The sequence below is a fragment of the Pseudomonas sp. Z18(2022) genome, assembly GCF_036346535.1.
GTDB lineage: Bacteria > Pseudomonadota > Gammaproteobacteria > Pseudomonadales > Pseudomonadaceae > Aquipseudomonas > Aquipseudomonas yamanorum_A.
In genome coordinates, this window is the sequence record NZ_JAOTOA010000020.1 from 55,834 (window position 1) to 79,292 (window position 23,459).

Below are 23,459 nucleotides of genomic sequence, written 5' to 3' on the forward strand. Positions count from 1 at the left end.
TTAACAGGCCCTCTGTCAGAAATTCCAGCGGGTGCTCAGCATCACGTTGCGCGGGTCACCGTAATACGACGAGTTATAAAAACCGATGTTGGTGTAGTAAGACTTGTCGAACACGTTGTTGACGTTGAGGGTGGCCGACAATTTGTCGGTGATCTGGTAGCGCGCCATCACGTCCACCAGCCACAACGGGTCCTGGGAAAACTTCTCCTTGATGCCATTGTGTTCGAGGATCTTCCAGCCCGTGCCCTGCCAGCGCACGCCGCTGCCGAGGGTCAGCTTGTCCAGCGGCCCCTTCAGCTTGTAGGTGGTGTAGAGGTTGACCTGGTCCTCCGGCTCCCAGGTGGAGAGTTTATCGCCCGCCTGATCGCGCATGATCTTGTGGGTGTAGCCTGCCGCCAGTTGCCAGCCCGGCGCCACTTCACCGGTGACCTCCGCCTCATAACCCTTGGTCTTGGCCTTGACGCCCTTGGACGCGTAATCAAGCCCTGGGTAGCTGTTGGCGACATAGTCCAGATCGTCCACCGGCTTGTTTTCCTCATGCACTTCGAAGTAGGCGAGGCTGGCGTTCAGGCCCCCGTCGAAGAACTCACCCTTGAGGCCGATCTCGTAGTTCTTGCCTTCGTCCGGATTGAGTGGCTTGTCGTTGCCATCCCGGTAGTCATCCTGGGGCAGGTAGATTTCGGTATAGCTGGCATAGGCCGAGAAATTATCGTCGAGGTCGTACACCACACCGGCGTAGGGCACGACTTTACCGGTGTCCTTGATCTGGCTGGTGCCGCTGACTTCGTAGTTGTTGACGCGGGCACCGAGCAGCAGGGTCAGGTCGTCGGCCAGGCTGAAGCGGCCGGTGGCGTAGTTGGCGCTCTGACGGGTGGTTTCATCATTACGTTTGGTCTGCGGGCCCCAATCCGGTTCGGGCGCATCGCCGTCCCAGCCAAAGTAGTCGTAGCTGTTGTTGAGGTTGGTGGCGTTGGTGTAGTCACGGCCCAGCCAGCGCGAGCGCGATACCGAGGTGCCCAGCACCAGTTGGTGTTCGCGGCCAAACAGGCTGAAGGGCCCGCTGGCATACAGGTCGCCGGTGTCGCTGGTGGTCTCGCCGGTGTACTTGCGCGTCAGCATCTGCGCCTTGCCGGTGACGGCGTCAGGGTCGAGCAGTGCGGCCAGTGGCGCGTGGTAGCCGTTGATCTGGTGATTGTATTGGCCTTTGACCATCCAGCCATTGTCGAAGTTATGTTCCAGGGTCGAGAACACGGTGCGGGTGTACTGCTCCCAGCTGCTGAACTTGGCCCCGTTGTTGAACGAGCGGGAGTTGCTGATGGGTTGGCCCTTGGAATTGAACAACGAGGCGCTGCCCGACCAACTGGAGCCTTGCGGATCACTGTCCTGATAATCGGCGCCGACGGTCAGCAAGGTATCCGGCGCCAGGTCGAACTCCAGAATCCCGTAGTAGACACTCGTCTGGCGCTGGTAGTGGTCGATGAACGAGTGCTTGTCCTGATACGCCGCGACGGCGCGTCCGCGCACATTGCCGGTCTCGGTGAGGGGCCCGCTGACGTCGATTTCCGAGCGGTAGTTGTCCCATGAGCCCGCACCCAGGTCCACGTAGCCCTTGAACTCGGCGGTGGGTTTCTTGCGCACCATGTTGATGGTGCCGCCGGGGCCGCCGGCGCCGGTCAACAATCCCGTGGCACCCTTGAGCACTTCCACCCGGTCGTAGATGACGGTGTCGGTGAGGGTATGGCCGGAGGAATATTGCGCATCCTGGAGAATCGGAATGCCGTCGTACTGGAAGTTCTGGATGGCGAAACCACGGGAATAGTAGCTGGTGCGGTCGCTGTCATAGGTCGCCACGGTGATGCCCGGGGTATGGCGCATCACGTCGTCGATGGATTTGAGGCCGAAGTCGTCCATGGCCTGGCGCGTCACTACGGAAATCGACTGCGGCGTCTCCCGGGGTGTCAGCACCAGGCGCGTGGCGGTGGCGATAGTGCCCGGCGTGTAGGAACCGGAGCCTTCGGTAACAGTGCCGAGCTGGTTGCTGACCACGTGGGTGGCGCCCAACTCCAGGGCGCCCGTGGCCGGCAATGCTTCGAGCATCACCGCATTGTCGCCGTGCTGCTCAACCCGCAGGCGCGTGCCGGCCAGCAGTTTGGCCAAGGCCTGGCGCGTGGTCATGGTGCCGTTGATGGCAGGGGACTCGATGCCGGCGGCGAGGTCCGATGAGTAGACGATCTGCAGGCCGCTTTGCTCGCTCAACTGATCCAGCGCGTTGGCCAGGGGCTGCCGGGGGATGGCCAGCGCGTAGGTTTTCGACTGGTCGCTTGCGACGGGCGCGGTGTTGGGTTCGGCCGCCGTTGCCTGCGCGCATGCCAGGAAAACCGCGAGCGCCAGCGCGCTGCGAGCGTGCGTCGAGTGGAGAGTTGGAAAGTACATACGAGCCCCGTAACGAATAGGAATTGTTTGCAATAACAAACCCCTGACGGGTTGAGACTTTGAAACCCGTAAAACTTTTTTCATAAAACGCTACGGGCTGTCCGGCTTAGTGGATGACCAGCACTTTTCCGGGTAGTTGGGTGACGTGGGTCGCGGCGACCTTGCTCAATGCCTGGACGATGGCCAGCGGGTCATCCAGCCGGTAATTGCCGCTGACCCGAACCTTTGCCGCCTCGGCGTCGAGCAGCCAGATCGGGGCAGGGTAGTAGCGTTTGAGGGTGTCGAGCACTTCGGCCAGCGGCGCGTCCTGAAACGACAGGCGCCCGTTGACCCAGGCCATTTGCCGCTCTGCACCTTCGGTGTGGGCGTCCTGCAGATGATCCTGCTTGAGTTGCTGCCAGCTACCCGCCAGTAACAGGTTTTGCTGGCCGCTGCTGTCGGCAACGTTGACCCGGCCTTCGCGCACCGCCACGGTGACATCCAGATGGTTCAGCGCCACGCTGAATTGAGTGCCGACGACGGTGACTTTGGCACCTGCACTTTCAACAATCATCGGGCGAGATGCGTCATGGAACGCCTGGATAAACACCTCGCCGCGCAACAGACGGATCTGTCGCTGCGGACCCTTCATGTGAGTGCTGATGGCGCTGTGGCTGCCGAGGACGATCTGCGAACCGTCCTCCAGGGTCAGGCGCTGGACCTCGGCAACCGAGGTCATGTGATCGGCGCGCAGGCGCATGGGCACATCGGCGATCCATCCGCCGACCAGCATGATCAACAGCGAGGCAGCCACCGCGAAAAGTCGCGACCGGCGGCGCCTGGCACGCGGGCGTTCAGGGATGTGCAGGCTGGTCTCAAGGTTGCGCAGGGCTTGTTCGAAGGCGAGGTCGTTCCACATCGTTTCGAGGGCTTGATACGCCTGTGCGTGAGCGTTTGACGCGTTACGCCATTGCTCGAACTGATGGCGCAGCAACGGATTGCCGGCCACTTCATCGCGTCGGGCAAACCAGTCGGTGGCTTGTTGGCGAGCCACTTCGATTGAATCAGTCATCGCAAGCCTGCTCCTGAGTGGCTCTGGTACAGGCATCGAGCGCACTGCGCAGGTCTTTTTCGACGGTACTCAAGGACACGTCCAGTTGCTGTGCAATCTGCGCTTTGGAAAAGCCCCGCAGTTTATCGAGGATCAATATTTGCTGCTGGCGCTTGGGCAGGGTCGCAAGCACTTGCTCGAAGCGCTTGAGTTGCTGCTGGCTTTGCGCATGGTTGTCCGGGCCCGGGGCAGATGTAGGTATCTGCGCGAGGTAGCTTTCATCCGCGACCTGGCATTCGAAGCGCCGCTTGCTGCGCTGGCTGCGCAAGTGATCAAACGCCAGGTACTGCGCGGTCTGGTACAGGAATGGACGGATATGTTCGATGGGCCTGGCGCTCAGCGCCTTGGCCACCTTGAGGTAGGTTTCCTGGGCAAGGTCTTCGGCCAGGCTGGCGCAGCCGGTGACTCGGGCGAGCATGCGAACCAGTGCAGGGCGCTGGCCGATAAATAGCGCGCTCAGTTTGTGCTGACTGTCCCCGTTATCCATAACGCCCCACACTGCCCTATGCGCGAAAGCTGGGCATTATAATGAGATTAAATATCATTACTAGCATGGTTTGGGGCCGAAAGAGCACTGCTGTGTCCTGGGCGGCTGGCCGTCAGGATGACTCACGCTACCTGATTACGCCCTGATGATTTGGCCCGATACAACTGCTGGTCCGCACGCCTGATCAGCACCGTTGTGTCGCTGTCCGAAGCCTCGGCGAGGCCGATGCCAATACTCACCGTGACTTGCCCGACCGTCTCAAACTGCGCCCCGGCAATGGCCGCACGAATCTTCTCGGCCACCCCATCGGGGCTGTCCGGGGCTTCGAATTCCGGCAGCAGCACCGCAAACTCTTCACCGCCGTAGCGGGCCACAAAGTCGGTGGTGCGGATAGTTTCCTGGGTCAACTGTGCGAGGTGGCGCAGCACGTCATCCCCGACCGCATGCCCATGGGTATCGTTGATCCGCTTGAAATGATCAACGTCGATCAGCAGCAGCGCGAAGGCACGCCCGCTGCGCTGGAACAAAAGGCTGTATTCGGCAAGTTTTTCATCGAAGCGCCGACGGTTGTAGACGCCAGTCAGCGCATCGTGGCTGGCCAGGTTCAGCAACTCGGCGTTGGCCTGGGTGAGGGCGATGGTGCGTTGGGCGACCGTGGCCTCTAGCGACGCGTTGGTCTCTTGTAGTTCGCGCTCCTTGCCAAGCAGGGACTGCGTCATGCTTTTGATCGAGCGCCCGAGCTGGGCGATCTCCCGCACGAAATGGTCCTGGGGGAAGTAGGCACCGGGCTGTTGGTCCTGGACCTGTTTGGCCGAGCGCGCCAGCTCCTCGATAGGCCGGCTGAGGTAGGACGCCAGGTAATACGCCACGAAGCCGAAAACCACCGCCGCGATCACGCCCAACAGCAGCAGCTTGTAGAGCAGCACGCGGGCGGGTTGCAGGGCGATTTCCAGCGGCTGGCGCATCACGATGTACCACGTCAGGCTGGAATTCGACGGGCTGGGCACCGCCACGGCGCTGGTCACGTAGCCGTTGTCGACCGACCAGCCGGTATCATTGGCCAGGCGGTCCTGGGGCAGTTGCTGGCCGGCCAGTTGTTCCGGGTAGAGCACCTTGCCGTCGTTGTCGATGATCAGGGCCTCGATGTCCGGCGCGGTCCCTTTGGCGGCCTCGACAATTTGCGTCACCCAGGTCCAATGGGCGTGAGCCCCCAGTACCCCAATCACCTTGCCTTCGGCGTTGCGAATCGGCGCGGCAAAATCGATGAAGCGCCAGGGCTCGCCGTTGGCGCCCGGCAGCAGCTTGGCCAGCAGAACCGCCTCGTGGGGATCGCCGGTGTAGTTGCCCTGCAAGCCGGCCTGGAACCAGGGGCGCTGCGTTACCGATTGGTTCACCAGCAGCCCATTCACCGCCTGGCGCACACGCCCATCGGTATCGGCCACGCCCATCCACGCATACTCGGCGCGGGACTGGGTGCGCTGTTCCATGGAGGTCAGGATATCCGGATCGTCCAGGTTGCCACGGCTGAACAGCGGCGCGCGGCTGAGCAGTGACACCTCCAACTGGCGTTCACGCAGTTGCACCGCCAACAGCGCGGCGGTGGAACGGGCGGTGCTTAACAGCGCGTTGCCACTGGCGAGTTTCAGTTGCTCAGTGGCGATGTGCCCAACGTAGAAACCTACGCTAACCAATGTCAGCAGCGACAAACCGGCAAACCATAGGGTCAGGTGACTACGCAGGCTGGCTTTGATCATGGGAGGGATCTGAAAGGAGTGTTCTTACATAGTAGCCATACCATTCGGATGGATTCCATAGCCTCATGCTTTATACGCACATTGATTTCACACCTGCTTTCCCACGATGGCCGTGCAAGAATATGGCGCTTAGCCACTTAGGGAACTCAAGGATGAAAACGCTGTGTGCTGCGCTGTTGTTGATGGTTGTGTCCAGCCTGGCCCAGGCCAATGACGTGAAAGTCGGATTCCAGGAAATCGTGATTCCAGACGCGGAGCACGGCAGGCCGTTACAGGTGGCGGTGTGGTACCCGGCCAATGCCGCCGGCACGCCACAACTGATCGCGGACAACCCGGTCTTTGTCGGCGCCCCTGCCTTGAAGGACTCCGCGCCTGCCGCCGGCGAGCATCCGTTGGTGGTGATTTCCCACGGCATCTTCGGCAACTGGATCAACCAGTCCTGGCTCGCCAGCGCCTTGGCCGGGCAGGGTTATATCGTCGCCTCGCCCAACCACCCCGGCACCACCAGCAAGGACCGCACACAGCCCGCAGCCTCCGAGCTCTGGAAGCGCCCCCTCGATATCCGTCGGGTGATTGATGCGGTGATCGCCCAGCCCAAGCGCTTTGGCGCAGTGGCCCAGCACAAGATCGCCGTAGTGGGGCACTCCCTCGGTGGCTGGACCGCACTGGAAGTCGGCGGCGCCCGCTTTGACCCGCAGCGCTTTACCGAGGACTGCAAGGTGCATCCGCAGATCGCCCCTTGCAAGGCGTATGAACTGATCGAAGCCGGCCGTACCGAGCAGGCCAAAAAGCACCTGGCCGAGGACTTGAGCGACCCGCGCGTGGCCGCCATTGTGTCCCTGGACCTGGGCTTCGCCCGTGGCTTCAGCGATGCAAGCCTGGCGGCGCTGCACCGGCCCACACTGGTGATTGCGGCGGGCACGCCGTCCCCGGAGTTGCCCGCCGCGCTGGAGTCTGCCGACCTGGCCAAGCGCCTGCCGCCGAATACTTCGCACTATGTGGAAATCAGCGACGCCACCCACTTCACTTTCCTGCCCCTGTGCAAGCCGGGCGCGGTGGAGCGGATTGAACAGAGCGACCCCGGCGAAGGCTTCATCTGCCTGGATGCCAAGGGCGCCCGTCCCAAGCCGCAGATCCAGCAGCAGGTACTCACCCTGATCAGTGAGTTCCTGCAGCAATCCCTGCGCTAGCCGTCAGATGTCCTTGGACAACACCAGGCTCGCGCCCTTGCGCCTGCAGACCCATGCTGAACATGATCGCGAAGGTAATAGCAAAACCCAGCACCGGGGTGATCAGGTACGGCGTGCTGTATTTTTCAATGTGGGAGTTGTCGAGCCTTGGCGAGGCTGCGATGGTATCGCCGCGGTGTGCCAGGGAAACCGAGCCGCCAGCATCGCGGGCAAGCCCGGCTCCCACAGGGTGCCTATTCGAATGTGTCGATCCGGTGATCATTGTAGGAGTAAGGGTTCTTGTCGAGGCTGGCCCGGAAGAAGTAGCCATAGTCTTCCAGATAGTAAATGCGACTCACCGGGTCTACCTCTTCGGCCCTGTCCTGACAGGCCAACGCTTTTGCCTTGCCCAACAGCCGGGGGTGGAGTTCGCTCGCCGCCAGTTCGCGTTCTACCCGACAGTCACTGGTTGCGGGTTTGGAGACATGGGTGCCGGCCCGGTTGTTAACGACGGAGAAGGCCCTGGTGAAGCTCACCGTTTCCCCGACGGGCAGGTTTTTCCAATCCCCGCTGTAACTCAGCTGGGTGAGCGTGGTGGTTTGCTGCATGCCACGCGGGCCCTCGGTGAATGAGGCCCTGGAGTACAGGGCGAGAAAGCCGCGCCATCCCGCGGTATAGGTCTCGCCATCTTCCTCACGTAGAGCGACGTTCAATTGCCCGCTGACCGGGTCGCTAGAAAAGAAACGCTCCTCCTTGACCGGCTCGGTGACGCCCCGAAATGTCGAGGTGCCCGTCACCCGCAGGTACTTGAGCGAGCGGCTCGGCGGGTCGAGATTCAACTGCTCGATCGCCGCCAATATCGCGGGCGCCACAGCCGGCAAGGTCACGGGCAACGGTACGATCACGCGCGGTGTAAACGGCTCCAGTCCCGCCACTATCTCGGCCCCCTCGCACACCTTGGCGAGCAGCGCCCGTTGTTGTGGATTGCCACTGGCGATGGCTTGGCTGGGCGGCGAACGGTCGACACCGCCATCGCTGACCTGATTGCTCGCGTCCAGGCTGTAACTCGCCAGCCGCTTGAACGTACCGGCACCACAAGACACGGCGTAACGCTCACGTTGTTGCGCATAAGGCGCGTTGTGAGGCGGCGATTGGCGAATGACCGGGCTATCGATCGCCCCCCAGAAGCGCACCTCATCGCCCGCCGTGCTCAGGCTATTGCGATCGAGTAACAACCAAATGCCGTGATCGTCTGCACTCAGCCGGCGCCAGTCAGGTGTTGGCGTTTGGGCACAGGCTTGGATGAATGAAGGGTTGGCTGCCAGTATCGGCCGCAATTTCTCAGGTATCCCGGAGCCCGGGCCGTACTGGGCACTGCCCGTGGAGTACACCCGCTGATTGCTATTGAGATAGGTCAGTCGCAAGCGTTTCGACGAACACGCGGCCTCCACCTGAATCGACTGGTTGGGCACGTTCGTTGGCAGTTGAAAACTCAGCACATCACCATCGCGCAGGATGCTGTCGGCCACCAGGGGTTGGGCCAGGATGGTCTGCAAACCCCATTCGGCTTTTGTGTCGGGCGTGGCGCAGCCGGCCAGGCCGATAACGCCGGCAACAAGCATACAGACAGGGGATAGACGCACGTGGACCTCTCTGAATCCATTCGGGGTAGGTGTTGGCTGCCCAGGTACGAGCGTGGCTCAGGCGCTGGACGAAGGGATTGTAGGAGAGGTTGGGAAGGTTGTCGGATTAATTGCTGTCACATAGCCATCTTTTATGACATGGCATGAGCACGACTGTGGCGAGGGAGCTTGCTCCCGTTGGGCTGCGAAGCGGCCCCAAAAAACTCAGGGGCGCTGCGCACCCCAACGGGAGCAAGCTCCCTCGCCACAGTGGTTTTTGAACCGGATCATTTTTCCACCCGCCCCGGAATCGCCACCCGACTCGTCGCCTTCACCTCCCGCAACGCCAGACTCGACTGAATCGACGCAATCCCCAACTGCCGCCGCAACACGCTCTCCACAAAATCACTGTAGGCATCCAGATCCTCCGCCAGCACCTGCAGCAGATAATCCGCATCCCCGGTGATCTTGTGGCAGGACTGCACCTGGGGCAGCTCCTTGATCACCGCTTCAAAATCCTCCGGCGTATGGTCGGAATGCACCGCAAACCGCACATGCACAAACGCCATGATTTCCAGCCCGAGCATCTTGCGATCCAGGTTGGCCTGGTAGTCCTTGATCACGCCTTCTTCCTCCAGGCGCTTACGCCGGCGCCAGCAGGGCGTGAGACTCAGTGACAGGCGCTCGCTGAGTTCGGCGTTGGAAATACTCGCGTCTTCCTGCAGCAACGCGAGGATGGCGAGATCGGTGTCGTCAAGTGCGACCTGTTTGGTTTTATTTTTCTTCATGGTGGCTCTTTGGGGTAAAAATGCCCGATTACGCTAGCATCGGCGCACGTAAAAGCAAAGAAAGCCCAGCGCAGCCAGAACAAAATAATCACCTGTCTTTCACGGGTGGATGTCTTTTATGTTGACTGTATTCAGTGATTCTCATCGTTTGCACCATGGCACCGAGCTTAAGGATGGCGTGCTCAAGCCGTCCTTCGAACAACCCAGCCGTGCCGACACCGTGCGTGATCGGGTCAAGCACGTTGGGCTGGGCGATATCATCGTGCCGCGCACGTTCGACCGGGCCTGTTACGTCAATGCCCACAGCGAACGCTACGTGTCTTTCCTGGAAACCGCCTGGGCCGAATGGACTGCGATTGGCCGTGCCCATGACGCCTTGCCGCTGGTGTGGCCAGTGCGTGACCTGGCCAATGCGCACGTGCCGGAATTTATCGACGGCAAGCTCGGGTTTTTCGCGATGGATGCCGGCTCGCCCATCACCAGCACCACCTGGGAGGCGGTGAAGACCAGCGCTGATATTGCACTCACCGGCCTGGCCTTGATCGATGAAGGCCACAACAGTGCCTTCGCCTTGTGCCGCCCACCGGGTCACCACGCGGCGCGGGAATACATGGGCGGTTATTGCTACCTGAATAACGCAGCCATCGCAGCGCAACAGGCGATCACCCAAGGTGCCAAACGGGTCGCGGTACTGGACGTGGATTTCCACCACGGCAACGGCACGCAGAACATTTTCTACGACCGTAGCGACGTGATGTTTGTCTCGCTGCATGGCGAACCTGCGGTGTCGTATCCCTACTATTCGGGCTTCAGTGCCGAGCGCGGTGCGGGGGCGGGCGAGGGGTTCAACCTGAACTACCCGCTGGCCAAAAACACCGGGTGGAGCACCTATAAGGAAGCCTTGCTCGACGCCTGCACCCAACTGCGCAGGTTCTCGCCGGAGGTGCTGGTGATTTCCCTCGGCGTCGACACCTTCAAGGACGACCCCATCAGCCATTTCCTCCTCGAAAGCCGCGACTTCCTCGGCATCGGCGAGATCATCGCCAGCGTTGGCGTGCCCACGCTGTTCGTGATGGAAGGCGGCTACATGGTCGATGAAATCGGCATCAACGCCGTCAACGTGCTGCACGGTTTCGAGAACAAGCAAGCCTGATCCCGACCCCATTCCAACAATAAACAACCCCGACTTTTTTCTGCCAAAACTCAAAAACATAACAAGAGGTTTTGTGATGAAAACAACCGCGCCCGGGCTGATTGAAAAGCCCGCTTTGCAACGCACCCTCAGCAACCGACATATTCAACTGATGGCCATGGGCGGTGCGATTGGCACCGGCCTGTTCATGGGCTCGGGCAAGATCATTGCGCTGTCCGGCACCTCGATCATCCTGATCTACATGATCATCGGGCTGTTTGTGTATTTCGTGATGCGCGCCATGGGCGAGCTGCTGTTGTCCAACCTGAACTTCAAGAGCTTCGCCGACTTTGCCGGTGCGTACCTGGGGCCGCGTGCGGCGTTCTTTCTCGGCTGGTCGTATTGGCTGAGCTGGAGCGTGGCGGTGGTGGGGGATGCCGTGGTGGTGGGGGGCTTTTTCCAGTACTGGTTCCCGGACGTGCCGGCGTGGATCCCGGCGATTGCGATGCTGCTGACGCTGTTTGCACTGAATGTGCTGACGGTGCGGCTGTTTGGCGAAGTGGAGTTCTGGTTTGCGATCATCAAGATCATCGCCGTGGTGACCCTGATCAGCGTGAGCGTGGTGCTGATTGCCAGCTCGTTTGTGTCACCCACCGGCGTCACCGCTTCCCTGACGCATTTGCTGGATAAACAGGCGGCGTTTCCCAATGGCCTGTTCGGCTTCTTTGCCGGGTTCCAGATGGCGATCTTCTCGTTCGCCGGCACTGAGTTGATCGGCACGGCGGCAGCTGAAACCCGCTCGCCCGAGAAGACGCTGCCCAAGGCGATCAACTCGATCCCGCTGCGGATCATCCTGTTTTACGTGCTGGCCCTGGCGTGCATCATCGCTGTGACGTCCTGGCAGCAGGTGTCACCGAGCAAGAGTCCGTTCGTTGAGCTGTTCCTGGTGGCCGGGTTTCCCGCTGCCGCCGGGCTTGTGAACTTCGTGGTGCTGACGTCGGCGGCATCGTCCGCCAACAGCGGGGTGTTCTCGGCCAGTCGCATGCTGTTCGGCCTGGCGGACTTGGGCGATGCCCCCGGGATTTTCCGGCGACTGTCGAACAACAGCGTGCCGTTTATCAGCCTGGCGTTTACCACCTTCCTGATGCTGCTGGGCTTATTGCTGCTGTTTATAGTCCCGGAAGTGATGACGGCCTTTACTATCGTCTCCACCGTTTCGGCGATTTTGGTGATCTTTACCTGGTCGACGATCCTGGCGTCCTACATCGCCTATCGGAAAAAGTGCCCAGAGCTACATGAAAAATCGCTGTACAAAATGCCCGGTGGTGTACCGATGGCCTGGGTTTCACTTGGGTTCCTGGCCTTTGTACTCAGCTTGCTGGCACTTCGCCCAGACACCCGCCTGGCGCTTTGCGTGATGCCGGCGTGGTTTGTGTGGCTGGCGGTTGCCTACCATTTCTCGCATTTTCGCAGCCGACTTCAGCCTGATCAGCGCACAGCGCTATAGCGGTCGTCATACAACTCACGCGAATTCGACCGTCAAAAAAGGCCGTCCTGTACGGCCTTTTCATGACGGTTTTTTCATCGCTACATGACAAAAATTTCACATTCTGCGCCATAGGCCCCATGCCACAATCCGCAGCGTTTGCAGGGCCGCAACGGTATTCGCTCGAAGGACAGTAAAAAAATAATGTTCACAGGGGCGCAGTAAATGAAACTCTCTACATTAGCGTTGGCCATCACCGCGGCCGTCCTCGCACAACACGCCAGCGCAGATGACTTTGGTCTTGGCTCACTCGGCACGGGTAACGGTCACAGCGGCTTCCTTGAGGACAGCCACTCGTCGATCAGTTCGCGCACCATGTACTACAACGCCGACGTTCACTCCGGCACCGCGAATGACCTGCGTGAAGCGGCTCAAGTACTGCGTTTCGACTACAAATCCGGTTACACCCAAGGCACCGTAGGCATCGGGTTCGACGTGATGGCCTTTGGCGCCTTGCGTCTGGACGGTGGCGATGGTCACGCAGCGGGTAACGGCCTGTCGGGTAACGGCAACAGCTTCTTCCCCGTGAAGAACAACGGCACCGAGCCTGCTGACAGCTTCGGTCGCGCAGCCGGCAACGTTAAATTCCGTATTTCCCAGACAGAACTGCACGTGGGCGGTGGCTTGGCCCCGATCCTGCCGATCCTGGTGTCCAACGACAGCCGTGCCGCGCCGCAAACCTTTGACGGCGGCATCCTGACCTCCAAGGACATTCCCAACGTCACCTTCACGGGCGGTGAGCTGAACAAGGCCGAAGGTCGTGCATCGAGTAACTCCACGGGCTTGAGCGTCGCCGGCGCCACTCGCGACAGCGACAGCTTCCGTTTCGGCGGCGTTGACTACCAGCCGTTCGGTTCTTCTGACAACGTCATCGCTAAAAACCTGACGTTGCAGTACTACTACGCCGACCTGGAAGACTTCTACAAACAGAACTATTTCGGCCTGGTGCATGTACTGCCGTTGGGCAATGACCAATCGTTCAAGACCGACCTGCGCTATTTCGACAGCACCAGCGACGGCAAGAACGGTTCGGCCGGCTATGCGTTCAACAACAACGGCGGCTATGCCAAGCACGCCGGTGAAGTCGACAACAAAACCTACAGTGCTGCCTTCACCTACCAGTTGGGCGGCAGCCAGTTGATGCTCGGCCACATTGGCGTGAGCGACGACGGCGGCTTCGTGTGGGTCAACCAGGGCAGCATCGCCGACCCAACTGCACAAGGCGCGGCCGGCTCCGACTTCTACCTGTTCACGGATGCGGTGGTTGGCCAGTTCTCCCGCGCGGGCGAGCAGGTCAATTTCGGTCAGTACCTGTATGACTTCCGTACATTGGTGCCGGGCCTGAAAGCCTCCGTTGCCTACCTCAACGGTAGCGACATCAAGGCCAAGGTTGCCGGCGGCAGCGATCAGTCGGAACGCGAAACCGATTTCCGTCTTGATTACGTTGTGCAAGAGGGCCCGCTGAAAGGCTTCGGTACAACCTTCCGTACCGGTAGCTACCACGGCCACAACACCGGCACTGCCGACCAGGACCAAACCCGTTTGATCTTCAACTACACCTACGCGCTGTTTTAATCAGTCGCGGGTAAACGCTCCAAACGAAGGCCGCCTGTTGGGCGGCCTTTTTTTTGCGCATCCGCAATCTCGGCATCGCCGTGGGCAAGGAAGCGATCGCGCTGGGCAAGGCTCCGTGGGTGATGCTGATGACTGAATCCAGCGACATCCGCCTGTCGGCCCGCAACTGCCTGGAAGGCAAAGTGCTGAGCGTGAATGACGGCGCGGTGAATGCGCAAGTGGTGATCGAGTTGGGCCTGAAGCCGGGTGTGAGTGCCACGGCGGAGATCAAGGCGTCCCATATCATCCTGGGTGTGCCGGCCTGATAAAACCCACCCACGTAGCAGCTGTCGAGCCCAAGCGAGGCTGCGTCGGCGGTGTATCTGACACACCGCCGACGCAGCCTCGCTTGGGCTCGACAGCTGCTACGGATCGGTCGTGACGGAGCGCGAGTCATTAATCAGCGTTGCAGCGATCATTCAACGGGCTAAGGCGCCAGCCGCGTAAACACATAATCATGGTTCTTCACCAACGCCTGATGGCAGGCAAAGCATGTCTCATGCTGCGCCTGGTCCGCCGGTTTGCCGTTGATGAACCGTCCAAAGCCCCAGCCTCCCGTCGCCGCATACTTCTTCGAATCCTTGACCATGAACTGCACGGTGGTGGCCGCGCCGGGAATCGAGGCGGTCTTGAACTCGGGCGACTGCACATGTTTCCACGCCAGCTTGGCCAGCACGGTGCCGTCGGGGAAGGGCAGCGTGCCCTCGCGGTAGGCCTTGAGCGCGACGGTGTTGCCGAGCACCACCCGCAGTTCATTCAGCGGGTCGGCTTCCTGGGCCGGCGCGATCAGCTCCCATTGGCGGTAGCCGTCGGGAATTGTCACACCGTAGATCGGCGAAGGCTCGCTGGTGGCCGGGCCGCCAGAGGCGAACCCGGTAGCGGCGGCCACCACGGCGGCGGTTGTGGCGACGAGTGCAGCAAGGTGCAGGCGCTTCATCACAGGTGATCCGCATCAATCACGGCCTTGGCAAAGGCTTGCGGGGCTTCCTGCGGCAAGTTGTGGCCGATGCCGCCGCTGATCAGCCGGTATTCGTATTTGCCGGTAAAGCGCTTGGCGTAGTCTTGCGCCGCCGGGTGCGGGGCGCCGTTGGCGTCGCCTTCCAGGGTGAGGGTGGGCACGCTGATGGACGGGGCGGTGGCGAGTTTCTGTTCCAGCGCAGCGTATTTTTTCTCGCCCTGCACCAGCCCCAGGCGCCAGCGGTAGTTGAAGATCGACACGGCGACGTGGTCGGTGTTGTCCAGGCCTTTGGCGCTGCGGTCGAAGGTGGCGTCGTCAAACGCCCATTTCGGCGAGGCGATCTGCCAGATCAACTTGGCGAAGTCATGGGTGTTTTTTGCATAGCCGGCGGCGCCGCGATCGGTGGCGAAGTAGAACTGGTACCACCATTGCAACTCGGCCTTGGGTGGCAAGGGGTTCTTGCCGGCGGCCTGGTTGCCGATCAGGTAGCCGCTGACGGATACCAGCGCCTTGACCCGCTCAGGCCACAACGCCGAGACGATGTCGGCGGTGCGTGCGCCCCAGTCGTAGCCGCCGAGCACGGCTTGCTTGATGTGCAGCGCGTCCATGAAGTCGATCAGGTCGACAGCGAGTGCTGCCGGCTGGCCGTTGCGCAGGGTCTTGGCCGACAGGAAATGGGTGTCGCCGTAGCCTCGGGCGTAGGGCACCAGTACGCGGTAACCCTGGGCGGCCAGCAGCGGCGCGACTTCGGAGTAGCTGTCAATGTCGTAGGGCCAGCCGTGCAGCAGGATCACCACCGGGCCATCGGCCGGGCCGACTTCGGCGTAGGCCACGTCCAGCAAGCCGGCCTTCACGTGCTTCAGCGGGCCAAACGCGGTGTGGGCGCTTGCGCTGGCAACCGCAGGCGCTTGCGTGTCCTGTGCACTGGCAACGCCGAGGGCACCGAACTGCAACAGCGCAAAGGCCAGCAGCGACGCGCCCATCAGGCGGCGAGATGGGATGTTCAACTGTGTGTGCATGGTGAGCCTCCGACGGCGGGTTGTGTGCCTGGCTCACAGTTGAACGTGGTTGTGTATCCCGTCTGTTTCGAGAAAACGCTTGGGTTAAAGCTTTTGTATCGCAGGGGTGTTTGGACACACTGCGATACACAGGTCAGACGGGCCGGGTGGCCCTGTACACCAGGCTCGGCGCCTGCCCGGGTACATCATCCAGTTCATCGATGTGCTGCATGCCGATCTTTTCCAGCACCTTGATCGAGGCTGCATGCGCGGGACGCACCACGCCGTACACCTGTGGCTGGTCCAGCTCGACAAAGCCAAATTGCAACGCCGCCCTGGCAAGCTCCGTGGCAAAGCCCTTGCCCCAGGCACTGACCGCGAAGCGATAACCCAGGTTGATCCGCTCGACCTCGTTGTACTTGTACAACGTGATGCCACCAAAGCCGATCACACACGCCGGCGCTTCCCGGGTGGCGATGGCCCACTGGCCAAAGCCGTGTGTTTCCCAATGGTCCAGCCAGCGATCCATGACGTTTGCGGCCTGCTGGATATCCGTCAAAGGCCCGGCCGGGTTGTAGCGGTTAGTCTCGGGATCGCCATAGATGGCGAATACACTGGCCACATCGTCGACCGTTGGGGCCCTGAGTATCAGGCGCGAGGTGGTAATAGGGCGGGTATTCATGGATGGGCTCTGATCCTTGGAGCGAGAGAGAAGGTGTTCACCTATATTTATCCTGCTTTCGGCGCTCTAGCACGCTTGATTCAGTTGTTAGGGCTACTGGCAGGATGCCACAATGGCACTTTGTCGCAGCAGTATGATCAGGCGGACCAAATGAATGGCCTTGGGCGTGGGCAGGACCAGGATTGCTTCATCGAGGAGCAGGTACGAACGGATCGATTGCATCAGCTGTTTCGCCAGTCATTTTCGGCGGTGTTCGGCAGTTACATGGCGGCGGCCATGCTGTGCTGGCTGTGCTGGGAGCGGTTTGATCAGCGGGTGATGCTGGTGTGGCTGGTGGTGCTGGCGGGGACTTCGCTGCTGCGGGTCTCGATGTTCATGGCCTGGTTTCGTTGCCCCAACAGCGAACGCACCCCCGCACGCTGGGAGCGGCGGTACTGGCTCACGTTGATGCTGTCTGCCGGGGTCTGGGGCCTGGGCGCACTGGCACTGATGCCCACCGACGACCGGCTGTCCCAGGCCTTGGTGATGCTGTTCACCGTGGGCATGTCGGTGAGCGCAGTCTCCTGTTATTCGGCCTATCGCTATATGACCCTGGTCTCCATGGGCCTGGTATTGCTGCCATGCACCCTGTGGCTGCTGTTTCAACCGTCCTCGATGCAAGTCGGCATGGCGCTGGCGGTGCTGGTGTTTTCCTCGTTTGTCGGCGGCGCCACGCGCAAGCTGTCGGACGCCCTGGAAAAGGCCTTTCGCCTGACCCGGCAAATGGAACGTGCCCACAACATCTCCACCCGCGCCGCACAAACCGATGAGCTCACCGGCCTGATGAACCGCCGGGCATTCTTCGAGCATGCGCAGTTGCTCTACGAACAGTGCCGGCATAACCAGCAGCCGTTGTGCGCGCTGATGATGGACATGGACCACTTCAAGGACATCAATGACACCTACGGCCACCAGGCCGGGGACCAGGTGTTGCGGCAGATCGGCGGAGTGATCAGCGCCTCGTTTCGCCAGGCCGACGTTTACGGACGGCTGGGAGGCGAGGAGTTTGCGGTGCTGTTGCCGGACACGTCGCTGGAGACCGGGCGGGACATCGCCGAACAACTGATCAAGGCGATTGCCGGGCTGGCCAGCGAGCCGGTCCATGGGCTCACCGCCAGCCTCGGCGTTGCCTGGGCCCGGGCGGTGGATCAAGACCTGCACGGCTTGATGAACACCGCCGACAAGGCCCTGTACCGCGCCAAGGCCCTTGGTCGCAATCAGGTGGCCGTGGCCGAATAGGGCTCAGCCCTTGGGCAGTGCCTTGGCCAGCACCTGGGAGACCTGGTCGGCCGAGTAGGGCTTGGGCAGGAAGGCCAGGCCTTCATAGCCGCCGTCAGCCAGTTCCTGGCTGTAGCCGGACGTCAACACCACCGGCAGGGCGGGCCTGCGCCGCCGCAACTCCCTGGCCAGCGCCACGCCGGTGATGCCGGGCATCACCACGTCGGAAAACACCGCGTCGAACCCCATTGCATCCGCACCGGCCAGCTCCAGCGCCTGTTCGGCGTTGGTCGCCCAGGTGGTCCGGTAGCCCAGGTCCTGGAGGATCTGATTGGCAAAACGGCCCACTTCCAGGTTGTCTTCCACCACCAGGATATGGCGCTGGGCGCTTTCTGCCACCAGCCCGCAAGTCTGATGCGTGGGGTTTTCAAAGCCTTCTTCGGGCACCACTTGCGGCAGGTACAGGGTAAACACCGTACCCTGGCCGACCTTGCTGGCCACATCGACGTTGCCGCCCGATTGCTTGGCGAAGCCGAACACCTGTGACAGCCCGAGGCCCGTGCCCTTGCCGACTTCCTTGGTGGTGAAAAAGGGTTCGAAGATGCGCTCGAACGTCTCGACGGGTATCCCGCTGCCGGTGTCGGTGAGTGAGATCGCGATAAACGCCTGGCAGGAACCGGCGTCGCCGCGGATGCTCGGCAGCGGAAGATCAGGTTCCACTTTCAGGGTCAGGGTGCCCTGGCTGTTCATGGCATCCCGGGCGTTGAGGGCGACGTTGATCAGTGCGGTTTCAAATTGGCTGGAATCGGCGCGGATGTAACACGGCTGCCCGGGCAGTTCGACCCGCACCTGGATCCGCGCGCCGGTCACCGTCTCGAGCATTTCGCCGATGTTGTTCACCCGCTGGCCGGCATCGAACACTTCCGGGTTCAGCGGCTGGCGGCGGGCGAATGCAAGCAACTGGCTGGTCAATTTGCTGGCCCGTTCCACCGTGTCGGTGACAGCGCCCATGTAGCGCTGGCGACGCTCCTCGGACAGGCCAGGCATACGCAGGAAGTCGACGGAGGAGCGAATGATGGTCAGCAGGTTGTTGAAGTCATGGGCCACGCCGCCGGTCAACTGGCCGATGGCTTCGAGCTTTTGCGATTGGCGCAACGCGGCTTCGGTCTGGGTCAGCAGGGTGGTTCTTTCGTCGACACGTTGCTCAAGGCTTGCATTCAACTCCGCCAGGCGGCGGGACAGGACCACGGTGGCGGTGGTTTCGGTCACGGTGTCGAGCATGCCGACCACCTGGCCGTTCACGTCACGAATCGGGCTGTAGCAGAAGGTGAAATACGCCTGTTCCGGTGCGCCGCCGCGTTCAACCGTCAACGGGAAGTTTTCGATGAAGGTGGCTTCACCGGCGAAGGCGGCGTTGGCGATCGGGCTGATCTGGGGCCAGGCTTCCTGCCAGATTTCACTGAAAGGCCGCCCGAGTGCATTGGGTTTGTCGCCAAGAATCGGCACAAAGCCGTCGTTGTACAGCGTGGTCAGCGAAGGCCCCCAGACGATCGCTTGAGGGAAACTTGAGGCCAGGCACAGGGAAACGGTGGTCTTGAGAACGTCCGGCCATTGATCCAGTGGCCCCAATGGCGTCGTTGCCCAGTCGTGATGCCGAACCCGTTCGGCCATTTTGCCGCCGCCTTGCAGCCAGTTTGTCATTGGGTGAACGCCTTCTTTGTCGCGGTTTGCTGAAGCAGGGGTGCCAAGCTACAGACACCCCTGGATTCAGCCAGTTCAGCGGGATTATCGACTAGATGGCATTTTAATGTCTCCGCCGCATAATCACCCGTCAAACCGCGTTCAGACCACGGTGATCGCCACCTCGATATTGCCGCGGGTTGCCTTGGAATACGGGCAGGTCTGGTGGGCCAGATCGACCAGCGCCTGGGCGGCGGAGTGTTCGATACCCGGCAGGCTGACCCGCAGGCGGGCTTGCAGAAAATAGCCATTCTCGGGGCTGTTCACCAGGTCCACTTCGGCACTCACTGCGGTGTCGGCCGGCAGGCGGATTTGCAGGGTTTGCGCGGCCTTGCCCATTGCACCGATAAAGCAGGCGGACCAGCCGGCGCCAAACAATTGCTCGGGGTTGGTACCGGCGGCCTTGGAGCCGGGTGGGGACAGCTTGATGTCCAGTTGCAGGTCATCGCTGTGGGACGCGCCTTCACGCCCGCCAGTGGTGTGGGTTTTGCCGGTGTAGAGCACGGTGCTGTTCTGGGACATGACGGTTTCCTGGTAAGTGACCCGGGGTGGGCCGGTGTGCACAGGAAACCGTGCTGGCGTATCCGCAATGTGTCATCGCCCGGGGCGCAGCGCCTCGCAGTGTGTCGTCTCGCTACGAGGATACGTTGGGATACAAACCCTTATTGCTGCACGCCAAACAAACCCGTCCAGTAGATGCCCGCGTCGCTCTTCGGGTCCATGGCATAGGCGGCGCCCATTTCGCGAAATTGCGGGTTCATCAGGTTGGCGCAGTGCCCGGGGCTGGCGAGCCAGCCGTCGACCACCTTGCGTGGGGTGTCCATGCCGGCGGCGATGTTCTCGCCGATCTGCTGGCCGATATAGCCCGCCAGTTCAGCCCGGTCGCCCGGGGTGCGGCCATCGTGGTCCAGGTGATCGAAGAAGTTACCGTTGGCCATGTTACGGGCGTGGCCGGCGGCAGCGGTGGCCAGCGCTTCGTTCCAGCTCAAGGGCGTGGTGGCGGCAAACGCCTGGCCGCCACACTGGTGGGGTTGCTGGCGGGCGGCGTTGATGAGGTCGAGCACTTTCTTGCCTTCGGTCTGTGTCTCACCCAGGCCGCTGGTCAGCAGCGGGCGAGCCAGCACGATGCGCCAGTCCTGGCCACTGTTGCTCACGCCGATATCGATGAACTGCGGGTCGAGCACCACCCGGCAAAAGCTTTCGCGCACGGCTTTCATGGCGGCTTCGGCGTTCTTGGGCCCGCTCAGGCTGATGGCCTGGACGTTGACCATCGGGTACGCCGCCCGCGCCAGCGCCTGCTGCAAATCGCCGACGCTGTTGACCGGCAGCACCAGCCGCGTGTCGCTGGCCAGCGGTGGCAGTTCCTGGGAACCCTGGTTGCCGCAGCGCTGAACCTGGCTGCGGTATTGATTGATCGAGTCGACCAACAGGCTTTCTTCACCCGCCTGCGCCTGGGCGCTGAACACCAGACTGGCGGCCAGCGTCGTAAGACCCATCATCAATGACAGAACGCGCATGGACGTTTCCCTTGAGCTTGAAAGTGCCCATGATGCGCGATGAAGGGGCTTGCATGCACCCGTTGGTCCGAACTTTTTGCCTCAGTTCTTGAATGCCGAGTGTTTGCGGCCCTGATCGCACAGGGCGAACACCACCACCAGCAAGGCCGAGATCGCGAGGATTATCACAACGCCATCAGTGGAGTGGGTGGCCGACGCCGCCACCATCGACAACGCCCCTAATGGCGCCAGGCCACCTGCGATGGCGGTGCCGATTTCCCGTCCGGTACCAAAGCCTGAAGAGCGGGTTTGGGTCGGGAACTGCCGGCTCAGGAACGAGCCCTGGGGCGCAAACATCATCGGGGCGAGGATGCCGGTACCCACGCCGATGGCGATATAGATCATCAGGCTTTCGCCGGTATTGAGCAGCGCCAGGAACGGGTAGGCGAACAGCAGCGAGAACAGGCCGCCGAGCATCAGCACGGTCTTGCTGCTCCACTTGTCGCACAGCCAGCCGAAGCATGGCACGGCGACGATGGCGATCAGGCTGGCGATGGTCACCGACAGCGAAGTGACGTGCACATCAACGCCTTTGAACTGGGTCAGGTACGCCAGGGAAAAGGTCTTGAAGATGTAGCTCAGGGCGTTGTAGCCAATCGCCACAAAGAACACCACCGCCAAACCCTTGAGGTCGTTTTTGAACAGCGCCTTGAGCGGCGAGGCCTTGGCCTTCGCGGTTTCCTTGCTCAGTTCCTTGAACTCCGGGGTTTCCGGAATGCTGTTGCGCACCCACAGGCCCACACCCACCAGCGCGATGCTGCAAATGAACGGAATCCGCCAGCCGCCGGCCAACAGGAATTCATTGCCGTTGATGGTCAGCAGGTACACGGTCAGGGACGACAGCAGCAAGCCCAGGTTCAGGCCCAATGCCGGCCATGCACCCTGGCTGCCGCGCTTGCCTTCCGAGGCGTGCTCGTAGGACGTGACCGCCGCGCCGGACAATTCGGCCCCGGCACCCAGGCCCTGGATGATGCGGATAAACACCAGCACGATCGGCGCCCAGATGCCGATGGAGGCGTAGCTGGGGATCAGGCCGATCAGCGTGGTGCACACGCCCATCATGCAGAAGGTCAGCACCAGCACTTGTTTACGCCCGAACTTGTCGCCCAGGTAGCCAAACAGAATGCCGCCGAACGGGCGGGCGATAAAACCGATGGCAAACGTGGAAAACGCCATCAGCGTGGCGGCTTTCGGGTCGCTGTTATCGAAGAAGATTTTCGAGAACACAATCGCCGCCATGGTGGCGTACAGGTAAAAGTCATACCACTCCAGCATCGAGCCGAAGATCGTCGCGGCCGCGACTTTGCGCAGGCGTTTCTTGGTTTGCGCGGGCGTTTCAACGTCCGGGGTGCGGGCTGTTGCCGTCATGCTGTAGTTCCTTCCGAGTCATTATATTTATTGTCAAAGTGAGGCGTGTCGCAGGGTGTCAGTGGGGCTTGAACATGCGGTCGGCGATCATCGCGCCGATGGGCATCGCGGAGGTGGCAGCGGGTGAGGGCGCGTTGCACACGTGGAGCATTCGCGGGGTCTGGGCGAACAGGAAGTCGTGCACCAGGGTGCCGTCGCGCATCACCGCCTGGGCGCGGATGCCGGCCTCGAAGGGCAACAGGTCTTCGATGTTCAACGACGGGCAGTACTTGCGGCACTGCTCCAGGTAGCCGGACTTGAACAGCGAGTTCTTCATCTCGACGCTGCCGGAGCCGAGGTTCTGCCAGATGGTTTTCCAGAAGCCCGGGAAGCTCGCGTACTGCGCCACGTCGCGCCAGTTCACCGAGAACTTGCGGTAGTTCTCGCGGCCCAGGCCGAGTACGGCATTCGGGCCGACCGTGACGCTGCCGTCGATCATGCGGGTCAGGTGCACACCCAGGAACGGCAGCTCCGGGTCGGGAATCGGGTAGATCAGGTGGTTGACGATGTTGTTTTTCGATGCCGGCAGGCGGAAGTATTCGCCACGGAACGGGATGATCTGGTGGTCGATCTTGACCCCGGCCATCACCGCCAGACGGTCCGATTGCAAGCCGCCGCACACCACCAGGTGCCTGGCCTGCCAGCTTTCGCCACGGGTGCTGATGGTGACTTTATCGGTGTCCTCGACGATGGCGGTGACGGTGCGTTCCAGGCAGATTTCACCGCCGGCGCGGCGGATCACCCGGGCCATGGTTTCGCAGACTTCGCGGTAATCGACGATGCCGGTGGCGTCCAGGAACAACCCGCCCAGGCCGACGATATTCGGTTCGCGCTGGCGCAACTGGTCGGCGTCCAGGCGTTCGACCTTCATCCCGTTGAGCTGCGAGCGGGCGTAGAGCGCCTCCATCCGCTGCACTTCCAGCGGGGTCGAGGCCACCAGTAACTTGCCGCACACCTCGAACTTGATCCCGTGCTCGGTGCAGAACTGCTTGGTGGCTTCGGCGCCGCGCTTGCACAGGTCGGCCTTGAGGCTGCCCGGCGCATAGTAGATGCCGGCATGGATCACGCCGCTGTTGTGGCCGGTCTGGTGCTTTGCCAGCAGGCTTTCCTTTTCCAGGATCACCACGGACGCGTCGGGCTGGCGCTTGAGCAGCTCCATCGCAGTGGCCAGGCCGACGATACCGCCGCCGATGATGCAAAAGTCATAGATCATTGTTTTAGGTACC

Annotated in this window: 19 protein-coding genes and 1 pseudogene; 6 read left to right on the forward strand and 14 right to left on the reverse strand. The window is 61.5% G+C overall.

Annotated elements, in window-relative coordinates; genetic code table 11:
- Positions 1–15: 15 nt before the first annotated feature.
- From V3W39_RS27235 to V3W39_RS27250, 4 genes are all read right to left on the reverse strand, one after another.
- Positions 16–2,433: a TonB-dependent siderophore receptor gene (locus V3W39_RS27235; protein ID WP_177120972.1), complete on the reverse strand. Its 2,418-nt coding sequence runs from the start codon at positions 2,431–2,433 to the stop codon at positions 16–18.
- A 106-nt stretch (positions 2,434–2,539) separates the two neighbouring features.
- Entirely contained in the window at positions 2,540–3,484 is a 945-nt protein-coding gene (locus V3W39_RS27240; RefSeq protein ID WP_330213729.1) for a FecR family protein, read from the reverse strand.
- Complete coding sequence (locus V3W39_RS27245; RefSeq protein WP_177044196.1) at positions 3,477–4,010, reverse strand: RNA polymerase sigma factor; 534 nt, start codon at positions 4,008–4,010, stop codon at positions 3,477–3,479. Before V3W39_RS27245 ends, V3W39_RS27240 begins: the two co-directional genes overlap by 8 nt.
- 122 nt (positions 4,011–4,132) lie before the next feature.
- Complete coding sequence (locus tag V3W39_RS27250) at positions 4,133–5,764, reverse strand: sensor domain-containing diguanylate cyclase (protein ID WP_330213730.1); 1,632 nt, start codon at positions 5,762–5,764, stop codon at positions 4,133–4,135.
- A 152-nt stretch (positions 5,765–5,916) separates the two neighbouring features.
- On the opposite strand from V3W39_RS27250, the gene V3W39_RS27255 reads away from it, so the two are divergent.
- Positions 5,917–6,954 (forward strand): alpha/beta hydrolase family protein, encoded by a 1,038-nt coding sequence (locus V3W39_RS27255; protein WP_330213731.1) that lies wholly within the window; start codon positions 5,917–5,919, stop codon positions 6,952–6,954.
- Positions 6,955–7,187: 233 nt separating this feature from the next.
- On the opposite strand, the gene V3W39_RS27260 is transcribed toward V3W39_RS27255, so the two are convergent.
- Positions 7,188–8,576, reverse strand: a complete 1,389-nt coding sequence (locus tag V3W39_RS27260; RefSeq protein WP_330213732.1) for a hypothetical protein — start codon at positions 8,574–8,576, stop codon at positions 7,188–7,190.
- A gap of 266 nt (positions 8,577–8,842) precedes the next feature.
- Positions 8,843–9,343 carry an Lrp/AsnC family transcriptional regulator gene (locus V3W39_RS27265; protein WP_330213733.1) on the reverse strand — a complete coding sequence of 167 codons (501 nt, stop codon included), beginning with the start codon at positions 9,341–9,343 and terminating at the stop codon, positions 8,843–8,845.
- A gap of 118 nt (positions 9,344–9,461) precedes the next feature.
- Between V3W39_RS27265 and V3W39_RS27270 the strand changes: the two genes are divergently transcribed.
- The 4 genes and pseudogenes from V3W39_RS27270 to V3W39_RS27285 form a co-directional block, all read left to right on the forward strand.
- Complete coding sequence (locus V3W39_RS27270) at positions 9,462–10,496, forward strand: histone deacetylase family protein (protein WP_177116018.1); 1,035 nt, start codon at positions 9,462–9,464, stop codon at positions 10,494–10,496.
- A 76-nt stretch (positions 10,497–10,572) separates the two neighbouring features.
- Positions 10,573–11,982 carry an amino acid permease gene (locus V3W39_RS27275; protein ID WP_177078719.1) on the forward strand — a complete coding sequence of 470 codons (1,410 nt, stop codon included), beginning with the start codon at positions 10,573–10,575 and terminating at the stop codon, positions 11,980–11,982.
- 204 nt (positions 11,983–12,186) lie between these two features.
- On the forward strand, positions 12,187–13,596 hold the full coding sequence (locus tag V3W39_RS27280) for an OprD family outer membrane porin (protein ID WP_177044185.1): 1,410 nt from the start codon (positions 12,187–12,189) through the stop codon (positions 13,594–13,596).
- Between the two features lie 59 nt (positions 13,597–13,655).
- Positions 13,656–13,901, forward strand: a pseudogene (locus tag V3W39_RS27285) (TOBE domain-containing protein); the annotation flags it as partial.
- A 161-nt stretch (positions 13,902–14,062) separates the two neighbouring features.
- Here V3W39_RS27285 and V3W39_RS27290 read toward each other — a convergent pair.
- From V3W39_RS27290 to V3W39_RS27300, 3 genes are all read right to left on the reverse strand, one after another.
- The gene (locus tag V3W39_RS27290; RefSeq protein WP_177044184.1) at positions 14,063–14,572 is read right to left on the reverse strand and encodes a cytochrome P460 family protein; all 510 of its coding nucleotides are present in this window, start codon (positions 14,570–14,572) and stop codon (positions 14,063–14,065) included.
- Positions 14,572–15,612, reverse strand: coding sequence for an alpha/beta fold hydrolase (locus tag V3W39_RS27295; RefSeq protein ID WP_330213734.1), 1,041 nt, complete (start codon positions 15,610–15,612; stop codon positions 14,572–14,574). The genes V3W39_RS27290 and V3W39_RS27295 overlap by 1 nt, the downstream gene beginning before the upstream one ends.
- A 133-nt stretch (positions 15,613–15,745) precedes the next feature.
- Positions 15,746–16,273, reverse strand: a complete 528-nt coding sequence (locus V3W39_RS27300) for a GNAT family N-acetyltransferase (protein WP_330213735.1) — start codon at positions 16,271–16,273, stop codon at positions 15,746–15,748.
- 150 nt (positions 16,274–16,423) lie between these two features.
- Here V3W39_RS27300 and V3W39_RS27305 point away from each other — a divergent pair, with 150 nt between their 5' ends.
- Positions 16,424–17,551 carry a GGDEF domain-containing protein gene (locus V3W39_RS27305; RefSeq protein ID WP_177078724.1) on the forward strand — a complete coding sequence of 376 codons (1,128 nt, stop codon included), beginning with the start codon at positions 16,424–16,426 and terminating at the stop codon, positions 17,549–17,551.
- Between the two features lie 3 nt (positions 17,552–17,554).
- Here V3W39_RS27305 and V3W39_RS27310 read toward each other — a convergent pair whose 3' ends face one another.
- The 5 genes from V3W39_RS27310 to lhgO all read right to left on the reverse strand — a co-directional run bounded on the left by V3W39_RS27310 (position 17,555) and on the right by lhgO (position 23,446).
- Positions 17,555–19,231, reverse strand: a complete 1,677-nt coding sequence (locus tag V3W39_RS27310; protein ID WP_259197389.1) for an ATP-binding protein — start codon at positions 19,229–19,231, stop codon at positions 17,555–17,557.
- Between the two features lie 141 nt (positions 19,232–19,372).
- Entirely contained in the window at positions 19,373–19,792 is a 420-nt protein-coding gene (locus V3W39_RS27315) for an organic hydroperoxide resistance protein (RefSeq protein WP_330213736.1), read from the reverse strand.
- Between the two features lie 140 nt (positions 19,793–19,932).
- Positions 19,933–20,787, reverse strand: coding sequence for a CAP domain-containing protein (locus tag V3W39_RS27320; RefSeq protein ID WP_177044178.1), 855 nt, complete (start codon positions 20,785–20,787; stop codon positions 19,933–19,935).
- Positions 20,788–20,868: 81 nt separating this feature from the next.
- The gene (locus tag V3W39_RS27325) at positions 20,869–22,194 is read right to left on the reverse strand and encodes an MFS transporter (protein ID WP_177044177.1); all 1,326 of its coding nucleotides are present in this window, start codon (positions 22,192–22,194) and stop codon (positions 20,869–20,871) included.
- A gap of 58 nt (positions 22,195–22,252) precedes the next feature.
- Complete coding sequence (lhgO, locus tag V3W39_RS27330) at positions 22,253–23,446, reverse strand: L-2-hydroxyglutarate oxidase (RefSeq protein ID WP_330213737.1); 1,194 nt, start codon at positions 23,444–23,446, stop codon at positions 22,253–22,255.
- Positions 23,447–23,459 lie beyond the last annotated feature (13 nt).